A 22,870-nucleotide genomic window follows, 5' to 3' on the forward strand; every position below is an offset into this window, starting at 1 on the left:
TTAAATACGAAGCATCTTCAATGTAGCATCTACTACAGCAATCCACAGGGCACCCCGAGTTAAAATCCTTGATACCGCTGTGCGCAGTGGAATATGAATAATTGCAGCTAAATAATAATAATAACTTGCTGTTAAACTAACAAGTATACCAAAAAGAAGCGTCTTAACGATGCCTTTTGTGAGTGTAACAATTTGTATGGCATGATTAACATGTAGCATGTATTCATGTAATGTCATATTAAAATAATAAGCAAATAAATAAAATAGGCCAAGCAGGGATGCTATAAGCGTGTAAGCATATAAGAGTACAGCACACATATTAGTGCCTATAAATATAGGAAATATATAAGTTAGGATAACTTCATGAGGAGTATGACGCAGCTTTGTAATTCTGACCCGATTAATGATTAAATTAAGCGAGGCTTGTACGCATAATACTAAGCCAATCAAGAGTGGCAATAAATCTCTAGTTACCATAGTCTGGGCAATTGGTAGTGCTTTATTCTGTAAATTAAAGCTTTTTAAAATAGAAAAGAGATTAAGGCACAATGTACTAGCAGATAAAACAATAATTAGCATCAGGGGAATAGCAATAGCTGTACCAGAATTATAAAGGATTTTTAATACATTAAGCCAGGTGATATTAGAGGGGCTAAAGATTACGCTCAATGCGCTATGACATACGTGTCCTATAAAAGCGAAGAAAAGATTAAAAGAACGAAAAAATCGGCCTGTATTCCTTCCAACGGTATAAAAAAAAGACATTAACTATCCTTGTATAATCCTAGCTCCATGAAGGATTAAAAGTTAGGCAAAACTTAAGAGAATTTGGGCTAGGGTGAAATCCACTATAATTAAACTTTTTAATAAAAAAGTTCTTCGTTCTATTTATGTCATAAAAAATAATAACACATTCTATTTTAATTTTTTATTACTTCATTACTAGATAAGTAAAGACAAGCCAATCGAATTAAAATAAAAATAAAGTTATTAATATAGTTAACATTTAAATTATCTTTAAAGCCTATAACATCTTAAAATAAAACATTTAATTTAAAAATAATACCGCCAAAAAATTGGCGGTAGAAAAAATTATAATAAAAATAGGTTGCTTTAATTGTATTAGTTCCTGACTAGTTTGCTAGAATTTTCTTTAGGCTCTGAAATTTCTAACTTTTCTAAATTATTTTCAAGACCAGGAATGTTGATGGCAGGTTTAGTGACAATAGACTCAACTGTCTGCCCTTGAATGCTTGTTTGGTCACTAACTGCAGCATCACAACCACCTGCATTGGCATTGCTACCTGGATCAGCTTCAGGGGCTTCTTTAGTTTTATTTAATAACTTTTCCTTAATATCGATAACAGCTTTTTCTCTTTCTGGATCAGCAGGAAAAACCTTTAATACGGCTTCACCTCCTGAATTTTTCTTTGTTCTTAGTGTTACAGGAGAGTTAGGAGTTCGTACTTGTGATTCATACATCATTACAGATGTTTTCACAACGCTCGGCTCGCCTGATTCTAATATCTTTTCAAATAAAATACCTTGCTCTTCAAATTCTTTATCCAGATCATCATTAATTAAATAATCAGCAATTATACTATTTTCCTTAGTGAGTAGATTTACATCAGCAACTAAAATTATTTTCTTTATTTTTTGTTCTACTTCGCACTTTCTGACTATAGTTTTTAATGTGCCTACCAATGCTTCACGAACATTTTCCATATTTTCAGCACTAGGAACATTGATACTAAGTCTCGTAGCCTTTGCGGCTCCAGGAAATTCAAACTCAGTACCTACTTTACCTTCATTTCTTATCGCAACCTCGTTTCTATAGCCAATTATATATTGTCCTTCATTATGAAAACATCCAAATAATACTTCACCGGCTTTATTAGAACCGTAGCATATATGTAATTTATCTCTCATTTTTTACCTCATATTAAATAGTAAACATCTTACAATTTTAATATTTTTAAATTAAGAGACTATTAATAAATTTAATTTTTGATTTAATTTTTTTAAGTTTTTGATAAATTTATAAAAATTAAAACTAGGAAATAAAAAAAGAAAAAAGTTATATAAAAATTTTTATTAATTTTTTACCTAAATATAATTTATAATTCATAAAATTTTTCAAAAACAAATCTCTAATCTAGTATTGATTAAGGATAAAATAGAAATTTTTTTGGTCAAATGTTATAAATAGAAAATCTTTTTTTATAGGGTAAAAAATCAGGTAGGCTTATAACTATTTATAGAAAATAACTAGAATGGAGAGCTTATAAAGTAATTATTTTACCAATGTACTTCATATGTTTAACCTTTAACACATAAAATTTGCTTTAAAGTGAATAGTATCTCAACCAAATCTTCTTGCGATTTCATGACGGCAGCAATATTTTTATAGGCAGCAGGGCTTTCGTCTAGGATTTTTTTATCTTTTCTACATTCAACTGCTTGGGTAGCCGTTTTATGTTGAGCTAAAGTAATTGATTTTTTCGCTTGATTGCGTGACATAACTCGACCAGCACCATGGCTACAGCTATTAAAACTATCTTGATTACCTAAGCCCCTAACAATAAATGATTTAGCGCCCATACTTCCGGGAATAATACCTAATTCATCTTTTCTGGCCGACACGGCTCCTTTACGAGTAACATACACAGATTGCCCAAAATGTTTTTCTTCTGCAACATAATTATGATGACAATTGACTACATAAATTTCAGAGTCGATAGTTTTGCCTAAATAATTACCTACTGTTTGAGCTAGCATGTGCAGCATAATATCGCGGTTACATTTCGCATAGTTTTGGGCCCAATTGACAGCATTAAAGTAATCAGCAAAATGTTGGGTACCTTTAGTAAAATAAGCTAAATCTCTATCAGGAAGCTGGGCCAATTGATGTTGCATATCTCGTTTAGCGAGTTCAATAAAATAAGTTCCAATAGTATTTCCTATTCCTCTTGAGCCACTATGAAGTAGTAACCAAAGTTGTCCCTGTTCATCAAGACATAATTCGATAAAATGATTACCGCCACCTAGTGTACCAAGCTGGCTAACAGGATTATGGCTTGAGACTTTCTTAGCAGGACTTATTAAGGGATGTTTTTCTTTTAATTTACAATAAGTATTGCTGAGATGATTTTTCCAAGTGGTAATAGCAAGCTTTGGTAGCGTTTTTTCTGTCCATTTAGCAAAACCAACTGGAATAGTTTGCTCAATGGCAAGACGTAGTTTATATAAATTATCTGGTAAGTCATGAGCAAATAGATTTGTACGCATAGCTATCATCCCACAACCGATATCAACGCCAACTGCAGCTGGAATGATAGCGGTTTTTGTTGGTATAACTGAGCCTACAGTAGCACCAATTCCTAAATGCACATCAGGCATTACAGCAATATGTTTAAAAATAATAGGCAAAGAGGCAATGTTTTGAATTTGCTGCTTAGCACCTTCATCAAAAGCAACATACTTAGTCCAGGCTTTAATCTTAGGTGAAACTTGTAAATAATGAGTCATGTATTAGTTAAATAAAAGTCAATAAGCAAGTAACTAAATAATAGCAAAAGAATTATAGACTATTTTAACCTGTAATAGGGAATGCACCATTACGCGGATTCCTAAAATCAGGAAAAGACGCGTGAAGGTGTGCAATTTTCCAAGCCTGATCTTCTTCATCGATGCAAATAGTTATTCTTAAATGTTCTAAAATATAAACTTGCCCATCCATGTTTAATTTAGCTATACAATTAGCACTAGCCCAAAAAGAATGCGCTGGTGTAGGGTTGAAATTGATAATTTCTATTTCACTTTCTTCAGCCTGGTTCCACGCTCGTATTAATTGTTGCTCAATTTCTTTTAATCCATGACGATATTCGTCAATAGCAGTACCCCATAAAGTAGCATCTTTTGTAAATAAGCTAAGAATGTAGGGTAAATCACGACGTCTGTAGCCATCACAGAAGTTTTTAAATAACTTTTCACTAGTATTAAAATTACCTTGGCAAGAAGATTCGCGAGTATACATTTATTTTCCCTGTCTAAACTTGTAGTTAGATTCCATTTTAAAAAGAAGTTTATTTTTTTATTGATTTATGGCCATTCTCACCTTGCTGGCTTTGCCCATGTTGAAATTGGCTTTGTTTATTATGTTGTCCTTTTTTAAAGTGTTTATCTTGACCTTGTTGCGTATCTTGCCTTGGCTGCTCTTGTCGATTTGGATTTTTTTGCTGCTGATTATGGTCATTTGAATTCATAATATACCTCTTGGTTTATTTCTAAAATTTATAGTTAATTAATTTAAATTATTACGGCAATTTGTGAGTTTATTTTCGGTCTAAAGATATTTTTCTTTAGGACTTAATGAGGACTTATATTAATCTCGTTGAGGGCTTTTAGTATTTTTGCCTGCAGAAAGTTTTGGCATATAATTCTCAAACTTAAGTCTTATACAACTACTACTACTCCGCTTGCACTTAATATTAGCTTAGAAAGTGTAAACATTAAATAACGCGTTATCTTATATTTATGTTAATTCTCTATTTAAAATCTGTCAAATTGAGGTCAAAATTATTAAAGTCATTTAATAACTTTAATTTATTATTTAATCATAAATTAAAGTTAACTTAATTGTTACTACAAGATTTTAGTTATAAATTAAGGTTTAATGGTCTTCATTAGATACTAAACGGTTCGTAAAAGTAATTGCTAGCGCTGAAATAACTAAGGTTAAATGGATAATAACTTGCCACATAACAGCATAATTACTTTGTTTCGTAGGATCAATAAAAGTTCTTAATAAGTGAATTGAGGAAATACCAATTAAGGCAACAGCTAATTTCACTTTCATAGCACCTGCATCAAGGTGATCGAGCCATTCAGGTTGGTCAGGATGAGACTTTAAATTAAGATCAGCGATAAAGGTATCATATCCGCCCATAATAACCATAATTAATAAGTTAGCCAGCATAACAACATCAATTAAATCTAATACGCCAAGCATAATTTGCGTATCATTTAAGCCATGAATATTAATAATTAAATGAAATAATTCAGCAATAAATCGATAAGCATAAGCTCCTAAAACAACAATAAGACCAAGATATAAAGGCGCTTGTAGCCAGCGACTAAAGAAAATGATTCTACTTATTAAAACTCTTATAGGATTCATTAAAATTAAACCTTTAATTGAAACGCAAATTTTGGCTAAGAATCGCTTAAAATCTCGGCTAAATCAATAGCTCTATTAAAAATAGAGCTCTATATCCTTATGCTTTAAGTGTTTCTATATTGTAGGCATTTACTTAATAGACCTCTTGCATAACCTACTTATTTTACGCGATTGCTGTGTTGCAAGGGTTTCTCCGGTGCTCATTTACGCCATGCAAACTCCGCTCCTCAAAACCCTTGCGCCTTGCACTCACGCAAAATAAATAGGTTATGCAAGAGGTTTAATATAATCTTTCACCTTAGGAAGGTATCGACTTGCATTTAAGTCTATAGGTTAGGAAAGAGCATTTAATAATGCTGTCAATTTAAGAATTCTATCTCTTTCGCGATAACAGAAATTCATTTTGGCACTTGCATTGTTTAAAAATCTTGTCATTTTCGCCTAAGTGGGAATCTAGTTTAATGTTGGCACAGTACCTAATTAGAATATAGCGCTGTTCTTAAGTTAACCCTATTAAGCGTTCTAATACTTATTTCTATTGGCCTTATTAACTAACGGACGCTATTCTTAAGCCAAATTAATTCAACTTTATTTACTTATGAACTTGCCAAAGTGAATCTACAAAATAATTTTTAGAGTCTAAGAAATTTTTTACAATAGAAAAACCATTATTGGTTGCTAACTGATTAATTTGAGGCAAAAGGTATTTATAAGAAAATTCTACATGAATAGGTTCAAATGCAGAAAAATGAAAAGACTTATCTAAAGATTTAATAAAAACCGTTTGTTCTTGTGAGCTAACAAGATAACTTTCCATAGCACCTGAGTACACATTGTAGGGAGCATAGTGATAAAATAAAGCGAGATTAAAATTAGCACCTAACTCGTTATTTAAACGATTTAACAAATTAAAATTAAATTCTTTTGTAATACCATCGTTATCATTATAAGCACGTAATAAAATATCAATATCTTTACGTAAGTCAAAAGCAATTAAGAAATAATCACCATCTTGTAATTCTGTCCAAATTGCTTGAAGAAATTTTTGCGTATGCTCATAGCTAAAATTACCAATACTAGACCCTAAAAATAATAATAAACTTTTCCGCCTAGATTGTGTTTTTAACCATTCTAACCCTTTAAAATAATCAGACTGCAGTGCAACTAATTTTAAGTCTGAAAATTCTTGTTGAAATTGCTTAGTTATTTGCTCAAGATACTTGCTAGAAATATCGATAGCAAAATAATTAAAATCTAAAGAATCTTGTAAAAATTGCTTAATAAGTATTCGGCTTTTAATCCCTTCACCTGGACCAAGTTCAATAAGGTTAAAACTTTGTTGTTTAAGCAAATGAGATAAGTCAGCTTTATGTGTTTTTAAAATTTCTAATTCACAATTGGTTAAATAATAATCCGGATGGCGAGTTATTCTATTAAATAATTCACTTCCTTTATCATCATAAAAATATTTAGAAGGAATAAATTTTTTTTCTGAAGAAAGTCCATTTAATATGTCAGTTAAAAGTGTTTGTTTATTATCTATTAAATTAGATTGATTTAATGTTGTTACTTTTAAATTCATAGTCATGACAACTCCTTTGTCAATAGTCTTGAGCTAATCGAATGCCACTAAATGCCCATTGCTTTTCTGGCTGATAAAAATTACGATAGGTAGCGCGCATATGGGATTGTGATGTAACACAACAGCCGCCGCGTAATACATATTGATTGTTCATAAATTTACCATTGTATTCTCCTATAGAACCTGAGAAAGGTTTATATCGGGGATAAGCTCTATAGGGGCTGGCAGTCCACTCCCAAAGATCACCAAAAAATTGTAATAGTGTTGATTTTTCTTTTTGTTGGTAGGCCGCTTGAGGATGATAAATACTTTGTTCTAAAAAATTACCTCTAAGAGGTATTAAATGTTTGGTGACAGCATATTCCCATTCTTCTTCGGTCGGTAGGCGGCAAGATTTCCAGCGAGCATAAGCATCTGCTTCAAAGTAGCTAATATGACAAACAGGTTCATCTAGATTTAAAGGTTTTAATCCGGTTAACGTATATTCATACCAGCTTGCATCAATGTAAAACCAATATAAAGGCTTAGTAATGCCATTATCTTGTAACCATGACCAGCCATCAGATAACCATAAAATAGCATTTTCATATCCACCTGATAGCATAAATTCTAAATATTCACCATTAGTTACAAGCTTATTAGCTATTAAAAAATCATCCAATAAAATTTGATGTTGCGGCAACTCATTATCAAAGCAAAAATTTTGAGCTGAACTCCCCATAATGAATTTATCGCCTTTTATAGGTATAAATTCTAATGATTTTTTAACTATATTTAATGACGCTTGGTCTTTTAGCGTATAATAAACTGGTAGCTCAGGATTAAGTGAAAAATTATACTTAATATCCATAAGCAATAATTCTTGATGCTGTTGCTCATGCTCTATACCTAGACGAATTAAATTATATACTTCATTAAAATTATCAGATAGCTTTTGCTCTGTAAGCTCTAAAATTAAACTGTTTATATGATGGCGATAGTTATAAATTTCATCTACTGATGGCCTAGCTAATAATCCTCGATTTGGCCGTGGGAAAGGTTGATTAATCCCTAAATAATAAGAATTAAACAAATAATCGTAGGCTGCTTTAAATGGTTGGCACTTACCATATTTTAATAAAATAAACGTTTCAAAAAACCAGGTTGTGTGTGCTAGATGCCATTTAGGAGGGCTGACATCTGGCATGCCTTGGATGACATAGTCCTCCGTCAGCAAAGGGCTGCAAATTTCTTCAGTTTTTTGCCGTACAAATTGAAAATATTTTTTTAACTCTTGAAAAGATAGTTTTTCATTATCGTAAATAGCTTCACTTGCCTGCACGTCTTATTCCTCCGGTTGGATTTCTTAATTTCCGAGAAATTTATTATTTACTGAAAAATGATATTAATAATGAGTATAGATTTAATTTATTAATATAGCGCTTTATAGCTTACAATTGATTTTTTTTTGCTATTTTTAAAAATGACTATTGCAATAGTCATCTCCTTGATTTTTAATTATTAATTATGCCTAAGTAAATTAATGGCATAGCATAGTTTAAGTTCTATACTAATATTGATAGGAAACAAAAACAAAAGGAGATTGGAATGGCAGATCAAAATTCAAGCAATAATGTTGCTATTGTTGCCATAGTAGTTATTGTAGTTATTATTGGTGTAATTCTTTATTATGTTTTAGGTGATCATACAAACAAGGTTAATACAACAACCACGACGCCTGCACCTACTAATAGTACAATTAACGTTGAAACACCTAACACAACCGTACCTGCACCGTCTACATCAGTTAATACTAATACTTCTACAACCACGACCACAGGCACTACTGATATGTCTAATGGTACTGCTGGCACCGGAACTAATGATACTGGAACTAGTGGCACAGGCACAACAAATACAAATACAACTAATACTAATACTGGCACAACTGGGGGTAATACTGGTACTGGAAGTAATCCGTAATAGTATTAAAGCTAACGCTTTTTAGTAATAAAAGGTAATATTTTCAGTTTAAGAAATCTGTCATTTCCATGCAGGCGGAAATCTATCTTCATAGCGCATTGAGCTAACATAAAATAGATTCCCGCCTATGCGAGAAGGACAGAGCTGCTCTTAGATTAATGCTACTAGGTGCTTTATTACATTTGTTATTTTAGACAATAAGAAGAACCTATGTCCTTCTTATTGTCTTTACACAGTATTGCAAATATCAATAATGTGCTGTTTATTATTTAGACGTGTTACTACCGGTTGCTGCCAGTTGAACTTGATGTATCTGTATCAGAGTTAGCCGTTTGGTTTAATTTATTTTGAATTGCTTGCGCTTCTTTTAGATGTTTAACTAAATGTTTGCGCGTTTGCGTTAACTGAGCTTTAAGTTTTTGATTGCTAGCATTAGGCATCAAATTATCGTCAAATAACTGTAGAGCTTGTTGATGATCATTTACCATAGCATCAATATAAGCTTTATCCAGTGCAGCTCCTGTTAAAGGATTTAAAGTAGCTAATTCATGTTCTCCTTTTTTCTTTAAACTATCAGCTGTGGCATTTTGCATAGGTGAGCCGATACTATGGCTTAATTTCATTGTTTCTTTAAGATTTTTACCATGTTCTCTGGCTAACATTCTGGCGTATCTTTTTACTGAGTCATTAACATCTTTCTTTTTAGAAATAAGATTAGCAGCCGCAATTTCATTTTGATTTAGAACCACCAAAACGTCCAATATTTGCCCATCTTGTTGCGCTGCATTAGCTTTAGACTGGTTCATAGCGCCACTATTTTGCTTAGTATGCATCATAGATTGATTGCTATTTGTATTATGAGTAGTTGAAGCAGCAGCAAACACGGTAGACAGTGAAAAAGTAGATAATAATACGGCGGTAGTTAATTTAAGTTTCATCATTAAATCCTTTTTTAAGTTGATTGAGGCGAAATTAATATAACATAATCAAGTTAATTTTCTCTATTAGAAATTTTTTTTTCAACTTATTGAAATGATTAAATATTATTAAAATTAAGCTAACTGTATATAAGTTTATTTTATAATCGCTAGAGCAATTTTAAGTGACTTTCTTTAATTAAGGGATTGAAGGTCTATCCGCATCTATTGGCTTACTGGCTATATTAGGCGTCCATTCACAAACTGCAAACCCATCTACGGTTACTTTATTTGATTCAAAAACATCATACGTTTTAATTGGTTTAATAATCTCTTGCGCTATATAGATGGTATTCGGTTTTGCATGCTTTTGCATGTGACCGGCAATATCAATAACCCTATCGCCAAATTCCTCTAATGGAGTAGATAAATCATAATATACAAATCCCGTATTAATACCGCAGCGTACATTAAAATCCCTTTTTATCATTTTTGTATTTTGATTGAAATCTTTTAAACCAAAGATAATTGATCGTGCTGCATTAATGGCCTGTTCAGTGGTGTTAAAACAAGCCATAACACCATCTGGCGTCCACGCTGCTTTAATATAGCCTGCTTCTTTAAATTTATTAACAATAAAATCATGATATTCATTAAAATCTCTTTCTACAATAACGGGATCTTCACCTTTTTTCATCCCTGTAGAATCAACAATATCAATGGATAAAAATGATAAATTTCGTCCTGTTTTTTCTAATTCTTTTTTTAATAGAACAAATTCTTTTAATAATTGCTGCCGATTTTTATTTGTTAAATTATTATCAAGTTGCTTTTCTAAGGTATTGATTGATTGTTGTTGTTCTTGAGTAGTCACTTTTTGTTTTAGTAAGCCAAGTTCTTTTTTCATTTTTGCTTTTCTGGCCCGGGCCATTAAAGTTTCTCTTAAGCGCGACGTAATTCCAGATAAAATAATAAGAAAAACTATAGTAATTGGTCTAGATAGATCCCTACTAGCTATTGTAGTAGGAATATAGTTTTTAACATTTGTATTTAAAGTTTTCTCAACCTTCATGACTGAGTCTAAATAAGGATATCTATTTAAATCAGCCACATAAGGCTTAGCGAGCCCAAATAAGGTTATAAAAATAAAAACCCAAATAATTATTTTTACAAGGGTTAATAAATAACTGATTAAATTATTTATTAATTGCATATATTTTTCCTGTTTAAGCTTTATCTCAAGTATAGCAATTTGTTTTTATTTGCAATTATGATAATTTGAAGGCTTCAACTTAAAGTACTATTTAATAGATTTATTTACGCTCATCAATCTAGGTGATTTAAAGAATAATGATTTGCGGCTTATAAAATTAATTTAACGATTATTTTTTAAATAAGCGAGCCTGAGTTTAAGTTGACGCATAATTTTAAATCATAAATTTAACTTATAGTATAAGGATAACTATGCTTTTAAGCAGACTTTTTGGCTGTATATTAATTTTGCTTCCTGCTGTTTTAAATGCAAATCCACCCGAGGATACAGCTTCTGCCCAAGCACTACGTTTAAATTGGCTTGATAAGAGTATTGCGCCAGGAGAAAATTTTTTTAGTTATGCTAATGGAACATGGCAAAAGGACAACCCTATACCACCTGAATATGCTAGTTGGAGTACATTTAATATTCTCCAGTTAGGGATTCAAAACAAAATTCATCAAATGCTTATAAAGGCTGCAGCTGATAAACAGGCTGTACCAGGAAGTATTGAACAAAAAATTGGCGATTTTTACTATAGTGGCATGGATATAAAAGCAATTAATGAGTTAGGATTTAAGCCATTACAGCCCTTTATAGACCATATTAATAATATTAAAAATATGGCAAGTCTTCAGGCAGTTATTACTGAATTGCAGTTAATTGGGGTCGATGCCTTATTTAATTTCAGTAGTATGACAGACTATAAAAATAGTAAGCAAATGATTGCTGCTGCCTTACAGGGAGGCTTAGGCTTGCCTGATCGAGATTATTATCTAAAAGATGATCCAAAATTTAAAGCGATAAGGGATGCATATGTTAAGCATATTGCTCGCCTATTTGAATTAGTTGGGGATGAGCCAGCGATAGCAGAGCGCGAAGCAATGGTTGTAATGGATATCGAAACTGCTTTAGCTAAGGTTTCCATGTCGCAGGTGCAGCAGCGTAATATAAAAGCGACTTTTAATATTAAAAGTCGTAAGCAATTAGAGCAGCTAACACCTAATTTTTCATGGCCTACTTATTTTAAGGCACTAAACTTACCCAATATTCAATCTATCAATGTTGCTATGCCTGATTTTTTTATTGGCATGAATAATCTTTTAACTAAAGTGAGTCTAGATAATTGGAAAATATATTTGCGCTGGCATCTTTTAGATGGATTTGCGCCTTATTTATCTCAACCATTTATAGATGAAGATTTCCACATGACAACAGTTTTGTCAGGTGCGCAGAAATTGTTACCAAGATGGAAGCGAGTCGTAAATACTGAAAGTAGCTTATTAGGGTTTGCAATCGGTAAACTATATGTAAAAGAGTACTTTTCTGAAAAGTCTAAAGTTGAGGTGTTGGCCATATTACATAATATTCGCCAAGTATTACAAACTGATTTACAAACCTTAAGTTGGATGACGCCTGCTACTAGAAAAGCAGCATTAGAGAAACTTTCTTTAATGGAGGAGCGAGTTGGCTATCCTAATAAATGGCGTGATTATTCAAAATTAAAAATTGATAGAGGGCCTTATGTTTTAAATGTAATTCGCGGTAATCAATTTTTAATTAAAAGAGATTTAAATAAAATTGATAAGCCAGTAGATAGAGATGAGTGGGGTATGACACCACAAACTATTAATGCTTATTACGATCCTTCTATGAATAATATTAATATCCCTGCTGGTATTCTACAACCACCATTTTTTGATCCTAATGCGCCTGCTGCTGTAAACTATGGCTCTATTGGCTTTGTTATGGGTCATGAAATCACGCATGGATTTGACGATCAGGGTGCTCAATTTGATGGTCACGGTAATTTAAAAAATTGGTGGTCCCCAGAAGATTTAAAGCGTTTTCAACAGGCAACACAATGCATTATTAAACAGTATTCAAGCTATAAAGTTGATGGACTAGCTGTTCAAGGAGACTTAGTAGTAGGTGAGGCCACTGCCGATTTAGGGGGCGTATTACTAGCTTACCTTGCTTATCATCATTCTAAAGATTATCAACAAGCTAAAACAATTGCCGGTTTTACCCCAGACCAACAATTCTTTTTAGGTGTCGCTCATGTTTGGGCAACTAATATAAGGACTGAACAATTACGTAATTTATTAACAACAGATCCTCACCCGCCTGCAGTATATCGAGTAAATGGCCCCTTAGCGAATATAGAGCAATTTGCAAAGACATTTAACGTAAGTAAGCCAAGCCCTATGATTAATAATGACCGTTGTATAATTTGGTAATGTGAAATTGATTCTAGTTGGTCTATTTAATCTTCTTTCAATATTTCGTAACTAGTTTGCGAAATATTGAGAGCTTGTAGCATCATTAAATTTTTAAGGTGCGGCAAGGCTATAATATTAAGCGGGATTATTTATTAATTATTAAACTTCTTGCATAACCTATTTATTTTGCGTGAGTGTAAGGCGCAAGGGTTTTGAGGAGCGGAGAAACCCTTGCAACACAGTAATCGCGTAAACTAAGTAGGTTATGCAAGAGGTCTATTGTCTTGTATAAAGAAATAAAGGACGCTTTTAGTACTCATAAGGCTTATTTTAAGATAAAATATGCTTTTTTTATCAGCAACTTTAGGTCAATACTTAAAATACAAAGACCAACTTTCTTTGAAAGCCTCTCTCGCTAGGCTGTTCTAAGAAAGTTTAATATATTTGATTTAGAAAGAATTTTAACTAGGTACAAAATGAGTTTATATACGATTGCAACTTTCTATAAGTTTACGCCGCTTGCCGATTATGAAGCTATGAAAGAGCCATTGTTAATGGTTATGAAAGAGAAAAATATTCTCGGCACTATTATTTTAGCTGCAGAAGGAATAAATGGTACATTCTGTGGTACAGATGATTCTGTAGCTTATTTAGAAAACTATTTAAGCTCTTTTGCTCCTTTAAGGGAGTTAACTTTTCGTAAAACGTATGATGATTTTAATCCGTTTGCAAAAGCCAAGGTAAAATTACGTAAGGAAATAGTGACATTAGGCGCGCCTGAAATTAACCCTCTAGATTCTACCGGTACACATTTAACACCTGAGCAATGGAATGAGTTGCTTGCTGACCCCAATGTTGTCGTTATTGATACCCGCAATGATTATGAAGTCAAATTAGGGACATTTAAAGGTGCTGTAAATCCTGTGACAGAAAATTTTAGAGATTTACCAGATTATGTGAGTAAGCAATTAATAGATAAGAAAGATAAAAAAATTGCTATGTATTGTACGGGCGGTATTCGCTGTGAGAAATCTACTGCTTACTTGAAACAACTAGGATTTCAACAAGTTTATCAATTAAACGGTGGTATTTTAAATTATCTAGCTACGATACCTGTTGAAAACTCAAAGTGGGAAGGAAGTTGCTTTGTCTTTGATGATAGGGTAGCGCTTGATCATAATTTAAAAAGTTTAGCAAAGGGCTCTATTGATACCGAGTGGAAAAATAAAAATAGGAAAAAAGCCGGGTAGGGTTAATGGTAAACGTGTACTAATGGCACCAACTTAAGAGAAATATTATGTAGGTTGGGCCTTGGCCCAACAATGTTCATGTGAATTTTGAGCCAAGGCCATTAAGGCTTAAGCTGACAACATTACTTAAACACTTACCATTAATTTAAATGTGCTATTAGCTTTTTAGCCCTGTTACCTAATAAATTTCACATTTGTCAGAATATCTTACCTATGCTAGTATATTTTTTATGAAGACATCTGCCCACTTCTTTAAATGTTGTCTTATTTTAAGCTTAGCCTTCCTATTGGCCAAGCCGGCATTTTTTTATATTAATAATCAGAACTCATCTACAACCCAATATACCCATACTACTGAATGCCCAGTGAGGGCAGCTATTAGTGGCTTATGTCAAGCTTCTGCTTATTATACAGCTGTAGAAGAAAATTTAACCTGTCTGCCTTATCTGTTTATGACAATCGGCTTAGTATTGTTTGTCTTACCTAATTTATTTTCCACTGCGCCAAAAGCACTTCCTTTTAGACCGCCCATTTAACCTTGTAGTCAAACTTTTAGAAATTTACTTAAAGTTTCCTAAACCTTAATTTTTACGCAGCTAATAGGTAAATGGCTGTGTATGACGTAAAACGTTCTATACAGGACAAAAAGAGCCTTATAATAGGTTTTCTATTTTTTCTTGTATAACGAAATAATTGGGTTAGGACTAATTAATCCGTAGCTAATTAACTGTTAGCTAGGCATAAATTATGAGGACTACATGAAAAAAATTACTTATTTAATAAGCTTTATTGCGCTTATGGGTGTGGTGCAATTTTCTTTTGCATCGCCCTTAGGTTTCGATAGTTCAAATCCTGAAACGCTGATGTATTTCATTCAAAACAATAGTCCATGGGTTTATTTAGCTGTTTTCTTTGGACTTGGTATTTTACTAGCTTTTACCCCTTGTGTATTACCTATGGTGCCTATTTTATCAGGTATTATAGTGGGTCAGCGTTCGCTTTCATCTAGAAAAGCATTACAACTTTCAGCCGCTTATGTTCTTGGTATGGCAATTACCTATGCGCTTGCTGGCATGCTTGCTGCGTATTTAGGTAGTACAGTACAAACACTTATGCAGCAGCCGTGGATTATTGGTGCTTTTAGTGGCCTTTTTATCCTGATGGCCTTATCGATGCTTGATGTCTTCTCATTAAGCTTACCGGCATCGCTTAATGCTCGTTTAAGCCGTTTTAACCAGCAAAGTAGTAGAGGTTTTATATCAGTAGCCTTAATGGGGGTAGTTTCAACCTTAATCGTTTCTCCTTGCGTAACCGCGCCACTAATTGGTGTATTGACTTATATTGGACAGCAGGGGCAAGTTCTTAAAGGGGGTTTAATTTTATTTATTTTGGCACTTGGTATGGGGACGCCATTATTATTAGTTGGTGCAGGTTATGGCTCTTTGCTCCCTAAAACGGGCCTTTGGATGGTTAAGGTTAAGCAATTTTTTGGACTTTTGATGTTAGGTATGGCTATTTGGCTATTATCTAGAATATTGCCAGTCACAATTATCAATGTTCTATGGGCTAGTTTGCTTATTTTAGCTAGTTTTTATTTAGGCTTATTTCAAAACCATGCGTCAACTTTGCAGCGTGCCATGCAAGCTTTTGGCGTGTTTGCTTTAATGGGAAGCGGTATCTTATTATATTCCGCAATCGCAACTACGGAAGTGAATAACGCTAAAACTATAGGGCTTAAAGCACCCTTTATAAAAGTAGATACATTAGAGAAAATTGATAATTATCTTCTACAGGCAAAAAATATGCATAAGCCGGTATTTCTTGAGTTTTATGCAACTTGGTGCAGTGATTGTCAGGCGATGGAAGCTCATGTTTTTAATCAACCTGAAATTATCAATGCCATGAATGGCTTAATGAGTTTGAAAGTAAATGTCAGTGATAACACACCTGAAACCCGTAAGATTAAAAGTCGATTTTCTATTTATGGTTTACCTGAAATGATTTTTTTAGATACAGAAGGTAACCAGAAAGGGCAATTAACTGCGGCAGGCTATTTAAATAAAAAGGAAATGTTATCCTTGCTTAATAAGGCGAAGTAAATTAAAAGCGCTAACCCAGGGTTAGCGCTATAATTGCATTAAATAAAGACATACAGATTAAATTATTGCAAATAAAGTAATATTTTTTTAATATTATAATTATTAATTTGTTCACAATTAATTAATTAACTTGAAAACAATAGTAAATAACTTAAAGGCAATCAATGAATATATTAAAGGAGGAGATTCAGAGGCCTTAAAAAATGAGTTAAGTTATTATGATCAAAGACTTAACGAATTAAAAATTAATTTTCGCGAAGTTATTATTACAGAGGATGGTGAGGTAATTGAGCAAATTACCATCCTTTTGGCCAATTTAAATATTCCTAAAGCGCAATGGCCGAACTATATTAAGAAAAAAAATATCTATCAATTATTAGAACAATTAAATCAGCGTGGATTTATCCAAATTGCTTATATTCAGCAATTAATAGATGAAAAATTGCAAATAAGCCGGGTAAAACTTTTTGCAGCGGGTACTGGAGTAGCTACTGTTTTGCTTTCTTCGCTTTTTATACCCGAATTAATAATGGTGCGGCTTGCTTTGCAATCCTTTATATTATCTATTTTTAGTTTACCCGTTTTGGGGTTGATTGGGAAAGTGTTTTCAACAGCATATTTTCTTTATGATAATTATGCTGATCAAAAGAAAACCTTGATTAAACGCCTAGAGGATAATGGTTTTGTACTAGCTGGATTTGTAGTTAATCTTACCGCCTATATTTTATGGATTATTGCAGCCTCTCCGATGACACCATTAGTTGCAAGCTTATTTGTTTTAGCTTCTCTTTTAAATGTTGCAAAAGAAATTATTTCTTTGAGTCATTTTGCTATTAAATATAAGTACTACAGAGAGCCTATACCTACTGAAGCTAATGTAGATCTTTATCGCAGTTATGTGCGTAACGAATACAGCTACCTTAAACAGCGTAATGCCGTATTTATTAATTTAATGGCTGCCATTTTACTAGTAGGTATTATGGCAAGTTGGTCTTTTGTTCCAAGTGGAATTATTGTAACAATTTGTGCATTTACCGCGCTTGCAATCGTGGCACTAGTTAGAAAGTATAGTTTAAATAAAAATGAGAAAGTCATTGGGAAACAGCTACAAGCACAACTAGCACACTTAAATGAAGTAGAAAATGATTTAAAGCAAAATGTAGACTTTAAAGAGGTTGCTGAATCAAATGCTATTGAGTTAGTCGATCGCAAGTCAATTAGCTCACCTGCACCTGTACCTGTAAAGCCTGCTATAGAAAAATCTCCTTATTTAATAGTAAAAAAAGTCAATTTTCTTTTTTGGCGGCATCATAATATTGAAATACCCCTGCCAGTCTCCACGCCAGGGCACGCAGGGCCTAAATAATAAGATCTGATAATGAAAGTTTGAAAAATTAGATTTAAGGCGATTTATTATCTTGTTTTTTATCCGCATCGTTATCTAAATTAGCTCCTTGATTAGCTTGTTCTAATTTTTTCTTTTCTGCTTGTTCTTGTTTTTTCATTATTAGGTCTATAGCTTTTTTAACTTCAGCCTCCATTGCAGGATTACCTTTGCCCTGTACCGAATCTATTTTTAGCTTCTGTTCTGTGTCTTTTAGCTTCTGTGCTATGTCCTTAAGTGTTCCTTTATATACCTCACCATTCCCAAAAGAAAACTGGTACTTATCAGTTATTTTTCCATTATTCATTTCTTGAACTAGAAATATTTTTCCATTCTTAGCTTGTTCACTGAAAAATTCATCAGCTTTTTTAGGCGACGAAAATTTTAAAATATTATCGGTAATGTCTACTTTAGGATAGAGGGCCTTATAAGCTACAACGATGTCTGCCCAATCTTTATCGTCCTCTGGTTTTTTAACCGATTTAACTGCAAGTGGAGGTGGTGTGTCCACGTTTGTTTTTTTATATTTATCAAGAGTATCTTGTTTCATCCATTCGATGAGCTCTTCAAATTCTTCGTCCTTTTGTTTACGAAGTGGATCATCGTAAAGAGGTGTTAATGGTGGTGTTGGCATAATAAGTTCCTAAATTTGTAAAAAAAATATACATTATGTTTTAAAATTTTAAATCATTTTATTATTAAAAACAAGATAAAGGTATCTGTTATGCCTACTTCTGGCCAGCTTTAGGCTTTCTTAGTAAACTATCGGCTGAAACAATTAAATATAGAATAAATATGCTAGAAGTTAACCAAATTAATCTAACTTTAAATGACTTAAACGAGCGAACTTTAGCACTTCGGGGGTATCTTTGACTTCGATAGTAAGAGCGAACGATTAGAAGAAGTGGTTCGTGAGCTAGAATCTGCAGCTATTTGGGAACATCCTGAACAAGCGCAAGCATTAGGACGTGAGCGAGCTCAGTTAGAATCAGTCGTTAATCAATTGGAATTCTTAACCAAAAATATTAATGATCTGAGTGAGCTTTTTGAACTTGCTCGTGAAGAGGATGATAATGACGCTATTAATGATGTTGCTAATGAATTAGCCTCATTAGAGCAGCAAGTTGCAAGCTTAGAATTTCGCCGTATGTTTTCTGGTAAGATGGATAATGCTAATGCTTACTTGGATATTCAAGCGGGTTCAGGCGGCACTGAAGCGCAAGATTGGGCAGAAATGCTACTGCGGATGTATTTACGTTGGGGTGAGCATCATGGCTTTACCATGACCTTAATTGAATGCTCACCGGGTGAGGTTGCCGGTATTAAAAGTGCAACGATTCATGTGGTTGGTGAATATGCTTACGGTTGGTTAAGAACGGAAACAGGTGTACACCGCTTAGTGAGAAAGTCGCCTTTTGATTCCGGTAACAGACGTCATACCTCATTTGCAGCCGTCTTTGTTTCACCTGAGGTTGATGAAGATATAGATATAGAAATTAATCCTGCAGATCTACGCATTGATACTTATCGCGCTTCAGGCGCAGGCGGGCAGCATGTTAACCGGACTGATTCAGCAGTACGTATAACGCATATGCCAAGTGGAATTGTTGTTCAGTGTCAAACAGACCGCAGTCAACATAAAAATAAAGACAGCGCGATGAAACAATTGCGTGCTAAGCTTTACGAAATGGAATTACAAAAGAAAAATGCAGAGCAACAGGCGCTAGAAGCTACGAAATCTGATATTGGTTGGGGCTCACAAATACGCTCGTATGTGCTTGATCAATCTCGTATTAAAGATTTAAGAACCGGTGTTGAAACCAGCAATACTCAAGCTGTATTAGATGGTGATTTGGATAAATTTATAGAAGCTAGTTTAAAAGCTGGTATAGGGGCAGCAGTATGACAGATGTGATATTAGATGAGAGTGAAGTTTATTTAATTCGTAAGCAAAAATTAGCAGACCTACGGTCACAAGGATTTAATTTTCCTAATCATTTTAGGCGCCAATATTTTGCTGAAAATATAGTAGGCCAATATAAGGATTCCTCAAAAGAGGAGTTAGCTGCACAGAAAATTCATGTTGCTGTCGCAGGACGCATTGTATTGCGGCGTGTTATGGGTAAGGCAAGTTTTTTTCATATTCAAGATGTCTCAGGTCGTATTCAAATCTACTTACGCCAAAATGATTTACCTGAAATGTATGAACAATTTAAGGATTGGGATTTAGGAGATATTGTTGGGGTAACTGGTGAGTTATTCAAAACCAATACGGGTGAATTAAGTATTCATGCTGATAATCTTGTTTTATTAACTAAATCATTACGCCCGCTACCAGACAAATTTCATGGTTTAGCTGATCAAGAAATGCGTTACCGCAAGCGCTATGTCGATTTAATTGCTAATGAAGATTCTAGACATACTTTTTTAATTCGCTCCCAATTGATTAAAGCTTTCCGCCAGTACATGGATAAGCATCAATTTTTAGAAGTTGAAACGCCAATGATGCATCCTATTCCGGGTGGTGCTTTAGCCAGACCTTTTATCACTCATCATCATAGTTTAAATATGGATATGTTCTTGCGTATCGCGCCGGAATTATATTTAAAGCGTTTAGTGGTCGGTGGATTTGAGCGGGTTTATGAAATAAATAGAAATTTTCGCAATGAAGGTATATCAACGCGTCATAATCCTGAATTTACGATGGTTGAGTTTTATCAGGCTTATGCTGATTATCAGGATTTAATGAATCTTACGCAAGATTTAATACATTACCTCTGCGATGTAGTGTTGGGTACACGTAAAATTAATTATCAAGGTCAAGAAATTAATTTAAGTGATCCCTTTGCCCGCTTAAGCGTAAAAGAAGCCATTTTACAGTACAGTCCTAATTTAACAACCACTCAATTAGATACCTTAGAAGAATGCCGAGCGGTTTTAGATCATTTACAATTGTCCTATAAAGCTAATGATGGGTTAGGTAAATTACAAATGATTCTCTTTGAAGAAACAGTTGAGCATTTATTAATTCAACCAACTTTTATTACGGGTTACCCAACAGAAGTATCGCCTTTAGCAAGACGTAATAATAATGACCCTACTATCACTGATCGCTTTGAATTTTTTATTGCAGGTCGAGAGATAGCTAATGGGTTCTCAGAGCTTAATGATGCAGAAGATCAAGCCGAACGTTTCCATACACAAGTTGCTGAAAAAGATGCAGGCGATTTAGAAGCTATGCATTTTGATAGTGATTATATAGAAGCCCTTGAATATGGTTTGCCCCCTACAGCAGGGGAAGGTATTGGCATTGATCGGCTAGTTATGCTTTTTACCAATTCTCCTTCCATACGAGATGTTATATTATTTCCTCATATGCGTCGCATAGATTAATCCCGCTTAGTCTTTTTCCGTGCAATACTTAAAACTTGCACGGAAATAATTTCAATAGCCCTCTTTCCAAACCACCATTGAGGGCCAATCTCAGTTGAAAATGTGCTTCAAAATGCTCATGTACTCTCTGTACACTGCGCTTTTTCAGAACATTTTTCAACTGACCTTGTCTCCTCACTGACGGTTTGGAAAGAGGGCTAGTCTTTTACAAAATTGCCAATTCTAGCACTTTCCCAAGCCTGATAAAAAAATTTATTAAAAATCTCTAGACTTATTGCCAAATTTCTATTAATGATACGTGCTGGTATACATTTTTTAATAATACCTTATATTTAATAGTCGCGTTGTACAAAAATAGTCTTGTACAAAGTAGTAGAGAGGGGCTCAAGGCTATGAGAACAAAAATTCAATATCAAGAGAGAGACGATAGTATATTAACTCCAAAAGCGGCGCGCGTTTATACTTGCTTAGATAATAAGGACGTTATTACTAGTAAGGTATCTGATCATCATCTTATTCTCCATGATAATGTTATTTTTTGGAATGTGATGATGCAGGCGAAAAAGAGAAGAACAGGGTTTAACAATGGTTTTGCAATGGTAGAAGACGAAGCAGCGTATAGAAACCGACTTATTCAAGTTGCTAACGTTATTGCAGAAGCGGTTTATCGTAATCCTACAACTGAAGCTATCTGTCTTTGTGAAGGTCCTATTCAAGAAGAAGATCTTAAAGTTTTATATAATACTTTAAAATCATTTCCTTGGATGCAACGATTCATTAGTAATGATATGTTTCATAAGCCAGCAAAGGAAGGACCTAATTGGGGCTTGCTGATGCTTGCAGATACTCGTTATACAGTTACTAAAATAGAATTAGACCCTCCAGATGAGCAACCTAATTTAATTAATCGTTTTCAGCTATGGCAATTAAAATACGGGGATGTAACAAAATATGTAGCGCTTGCTCACTTTCCTTTTTTAGGTGATGCAAATAAAACAGAAAAATTAGCGCTCTCAGCACATACACAACTGTATTGTAACTTTATTCAAACTATTTTAAACAAATATGCGGAGCAAAGTTTAATTTTTTGTGCAGATTTTAACTTTAACCCTTATTTGATAGGTAAACCTGTAGAACGTGTATTAGACCAAATAGCGAGTCACAACAGTATCATTTTAAATACTGAAGAAAAAACAGGTTTGTTTAATGTTGATACGGTAACTGTTGATGGTGTTTTGTTATCGCAAAGAGAAAAGCAAAACTTAAGTAAAACTACGCAAAGAGGTTTAATACCAAAACTAAAGTACGAACATCGATTTTTTCAACCTGTTGACTTTAATGTTATAGATGCAATGCGAAAAAATGAGAATGACCAAACAACTCTTAGGCCAAGATTACTTAGTCAAGCAGGTTAAGGCTCATTAACGTATTTTAGTATATATTTACCAAAAATGTTAATAAAATCAAGCTGATTTATTAATATTATGTGGCACAATTTTGGTAAATCCTAATGCCATATACTCTGTTTTGCTTTCGCAGGACTTATGTCTGTGACTTGTTTTAGACTCCAGTACGGTGTCTAAACCCCGAACAAGTCGCAGGACGTTAGAAGTAGATTGCAAGATGTCTT

The 22,870-nt window shown here is 33.6% G+C and carries 20 protein-coding genes; 9 read left to right on the forward strand and 11 right to left on the reverse strand.

Annotated features, from left to right (window positions below; genetic code table 11):
• From ACNVED_RS03425 to egtB, 8 genes are all read right to left on the reverse strand, one after another.
• The gene (locus ACNVED_RS03425; RefSeq protein WP_419420364.1) at nt 1-765 is read right to left on the reverse strand and encodes an ABC transporter permease; all 765 of its coding nucleotides are present in this window, start codon (nt 763-765) and stop codon (nt 1-3) included.
• A 357-nt stretch (nt 766-1,122) separates the two neighbouring features.
• Complete coding sequence (locus ACNVED_RS03430) at nt 1,123-1,929, reverse strand: hypothetical protein (protein WP_419420365.1); 807 nt, start codon at nt 1,927-1,929, stop codon at nt 1,123-1,125.
• Nucleotides 1,930-2,319: 390 nt separating this feature from the next.
• Nucleotides 2,320-3,528, reverse strand: coding sequence for an RtcB family protein (locus ACNVED_RS03435; protein ID WP_419420366.1), 1,209 nt, complete (start codon nt 3,526-3,528; stop codon nt 2,320-2,322).
• Between the two features lie 64 nt (nt 3,529-3,592).
• Entirely contained in the window at nt 3,593-4,036 is a 444-nt protein-coding gene (locus ACNVED_RS03440; protein WP_419420367.1) for a nuclear transport factor 2 family protein, read from the reverse strand.
• A gap of 49 nt (nt 4,037-4,085) precedes the next feature.
• Nucleotides 4,086-4,265, reverse strand: coding sequence for a hypothetical protein (locus ACNVED_RS03445; RefSeq protein ID WP_419420368.1), 180 nt, complete (start codon nt 4,263-4,265; stop codon nt 4,086-4,088).
• A gap of 407 nt (nt 4,266-4,672) precedes the next feature.
• Nucleotides 4,673-5,179: a TIGR00645 family protein gene (locus ACNVED_RS03450; protein ID WP_419420369.1), complete on the reverse strand. Its 507-nt coding sequence runs from the start codon at nt 5,177-5,179 to the stop codon at nt 4,673-4,675.
• A gap of 592 nt (nt 5,180-5,771) precedes the next feature.
• Complete coding sequence (egtD, locus tag ACNVED_RS03455; protein ID WP_419420370.1) at nt 5,772-6,767, reverse strand: L-histidine N(alpha)-methyltransferase; 996 nt, start codon at nt 6,765-6,767, stop codon at nt 5,772-5,774.
• A 13-nt stretch (nt 6,768-6,780) separates the two neighbouring features.
• Nucleotides 6,781-8,082: an ergothioneine biosynthesis protein EgtB gene (egtB, locus tag ACNVED_RS03460; RefSeq protein WP_419420371.1), complete on the reverse strand. Its 1,302-nt coding sequence runs from the start codon at nt 8,080-8,082 to the stop codon at nt 6,781-6,783.
• A gap of 266 nt (nt 8,083-8,348) precedes the next feature.
• Here egtB and ACNVED_RS03465 point away from each other — a divergent pair, with 266 nt between their 5' ends.
• Nucleotides 8,349-8,723: a hypothetical protein gene (locus tag ACNVED_RS03465; RefSeq protein ID WP_419420372.1), complete on the forward strand. Its 375-nt coding sequence runs from the start codon at nt 8,349-8,351 to the stop codon at nt 8,721-8,723.
• Nucleotides 8,724-9,004: 281 nt separating this feature from the next.
• Here ACNVED_RS03465 and ACNVED_RS03470 read toward each other — a convergent pair whose 3' ends face one another.
• Together ACNVED_RS03470 and ACNVED_RS03475 are read right to left on the reverse strand one after the other, a co-directional pair.
• Nucleotides 9,005-9,664, reverse strand: coding sequence for a DUF4142 domain-containing protein (locus ACNVED_RS03470; protein ID WP_419420373.1), 660 nt, complete (start codon nt 9,662-9,664; stop codon nt 9,005-9,007).
• Between the two features lie 175 nt (nt 9,665-9,839).
• Complete coding sequence (locus tag ACNVED_RS03475; RefSeq protein WP_419420374.1) at nt 9,840-10,853, reverse strand: adenylate/guanylate cyclase domain-containing protein; 1,014 nt, start codon at nt 10,851-10,853, stop codon at nt 9,840-9,842.
• Nucleotides 10,854-11,104: 251 nt separating this feature from the next.
• Between ACNVED_RS03475 and ACNVED_RS03480 the strand changes: the two genes are divergently transcribed.
• The 5 genes from ACNVED_RS03480 (at nt 11,105) to ACNVED_RS03500 (ending at nt 17,829) form a co-directional block, all read left to right on the forward strand.
• On the forward strand, nt 11,105-13,132 hold the full coding sequence (locus ACNVED_RS03480; protein WP_419420375.1) for a M13 family metallopeptidase: 2,028 nt from the start codon (nt 11,105-11,107) through the stop codon (nt 13,130-13,132).
• A 458-nt stretch (nt 13,133-13,590) separates the two neighbouring features.
• The gene (locus ACNVED_RS03485) at nt 13,591-14,364 is read left to right on the forward strand and encodes a rhodanese-related sulfurtransferase (RefSeq protein WP_419420376.1); all 774 of its coding nucleotides are present in this window, start codon (nt 13,591-13,593) and stop codon (nt 14,362-14,364) included.
• A 230-nt stretch (nt 14,365-14,594) separates the two neighbouring features.
• A complete protein-coding gene (locus tag ACNVED_RS03490; RefSeq protein ID WP_419420377.1) occupies nt 14,595-14,900 on the forward strand; it encodes a hypothetical protein in 306 nt (101 codons plus the stop codon).
• A 222-nt stretch (nt 14,901-15,122) separates the two neighbouring features.
• A complete protein-coding gene (dsbD, locus tag ACNVED_RS03495; RefSeq protein WP_419420378.1) occupies nt 15,123-16,463 on the forward strand; it encodes a protein-disulfide reductase DsbD in 1,341 nt (446 codons plus the stop codon).
• Between the two features lie 130 nt (nt 16,464-16,593).
• The gene (locus ACNVED_RS03500; protein WP_419420379.1) at nt 16,594-17,829 is read left to right on the forward strand and encodes a hypothetical protein; all 1,236 of its coding nucleotides are present in this window, start codon (nt 16,594-16,596) and stop codon (nt 17,827-17,829) included.
• A gap of 34 nt (nt 17,830-17,863) precedes the next feature.
• Here ACNVED_RS03500 and ACNVED_RS03505 read toward each other — a convergent pair whose 3' ends face one another.
• Entirely contained in the window at nt 17,864-18,481 is a 618-nt protein-coding gene (locus ACNVED_RS03505; protein WP_419420380.1) for a hypothetical protein, read from the reverse strand.
• A gap of 161 nt (nt 18,482-18,642) precedes the next feature.
• Between ACNVED_RS03505 and prfB the strand changes: the two genes are divergently transcribed.
• The 3 genes from prfB (at nt 18,643) to ACNVED_RS03520 (ending at nt 22,655) form a co-directional block, all read left to right on the forward strand.
• A protein-coding gene (prfB, locus tag ACNVED_RS03510) for a peptide chain release factor 2 (protein WP_419420381.1) occupies nt 18,643-19,753 on the forward strand; the annotation gives its coding sequence in 2 pieces (ribosomal slippage) (nt 18,643-18,717 and nt 18,719-19,753; 1,110 coding nt in all).
• Complete coding sequence (gene lysS, locus ACNVED_RS03515) at nt 19,750-21,240, forward strand: lysine--tRNA ligase (protein WP_419420382.1); 1,491 nt, start codon at nt 19,750-19,752, stop codon at nt 21,238-21,240. The genes prfB and lysS overlap by 4 nt, the downstream gene beginning before the upstream one ends.
• A 392-nt stretch (nt 21,241-21,632) precedes the next feature.
• The gene (locus ACNVED_RS03520) at nt 21,633-22,655 is read left to right on the forward strand and encodes a hypothetical protein (protein ID WP_419420383.1); all 1,023 of its coding nucleotides are present in this window, start codon (nt 21,633-21,635) and stop codon (nt 22,653-22,655) included.
• Nucleotides 22,656-22,870: the final 215 nt, after the last annotated feature.

Origin of the sequence: Legionella sp. D16C41, assembly GCF_048541585.1 — a bacterium.
Taxonomy (GTDB): domain Bacteria; phylum Pseudomonadota; class Gammaproteobacteria; order Legionellales; family Legionellaceae; genus Legionella_C.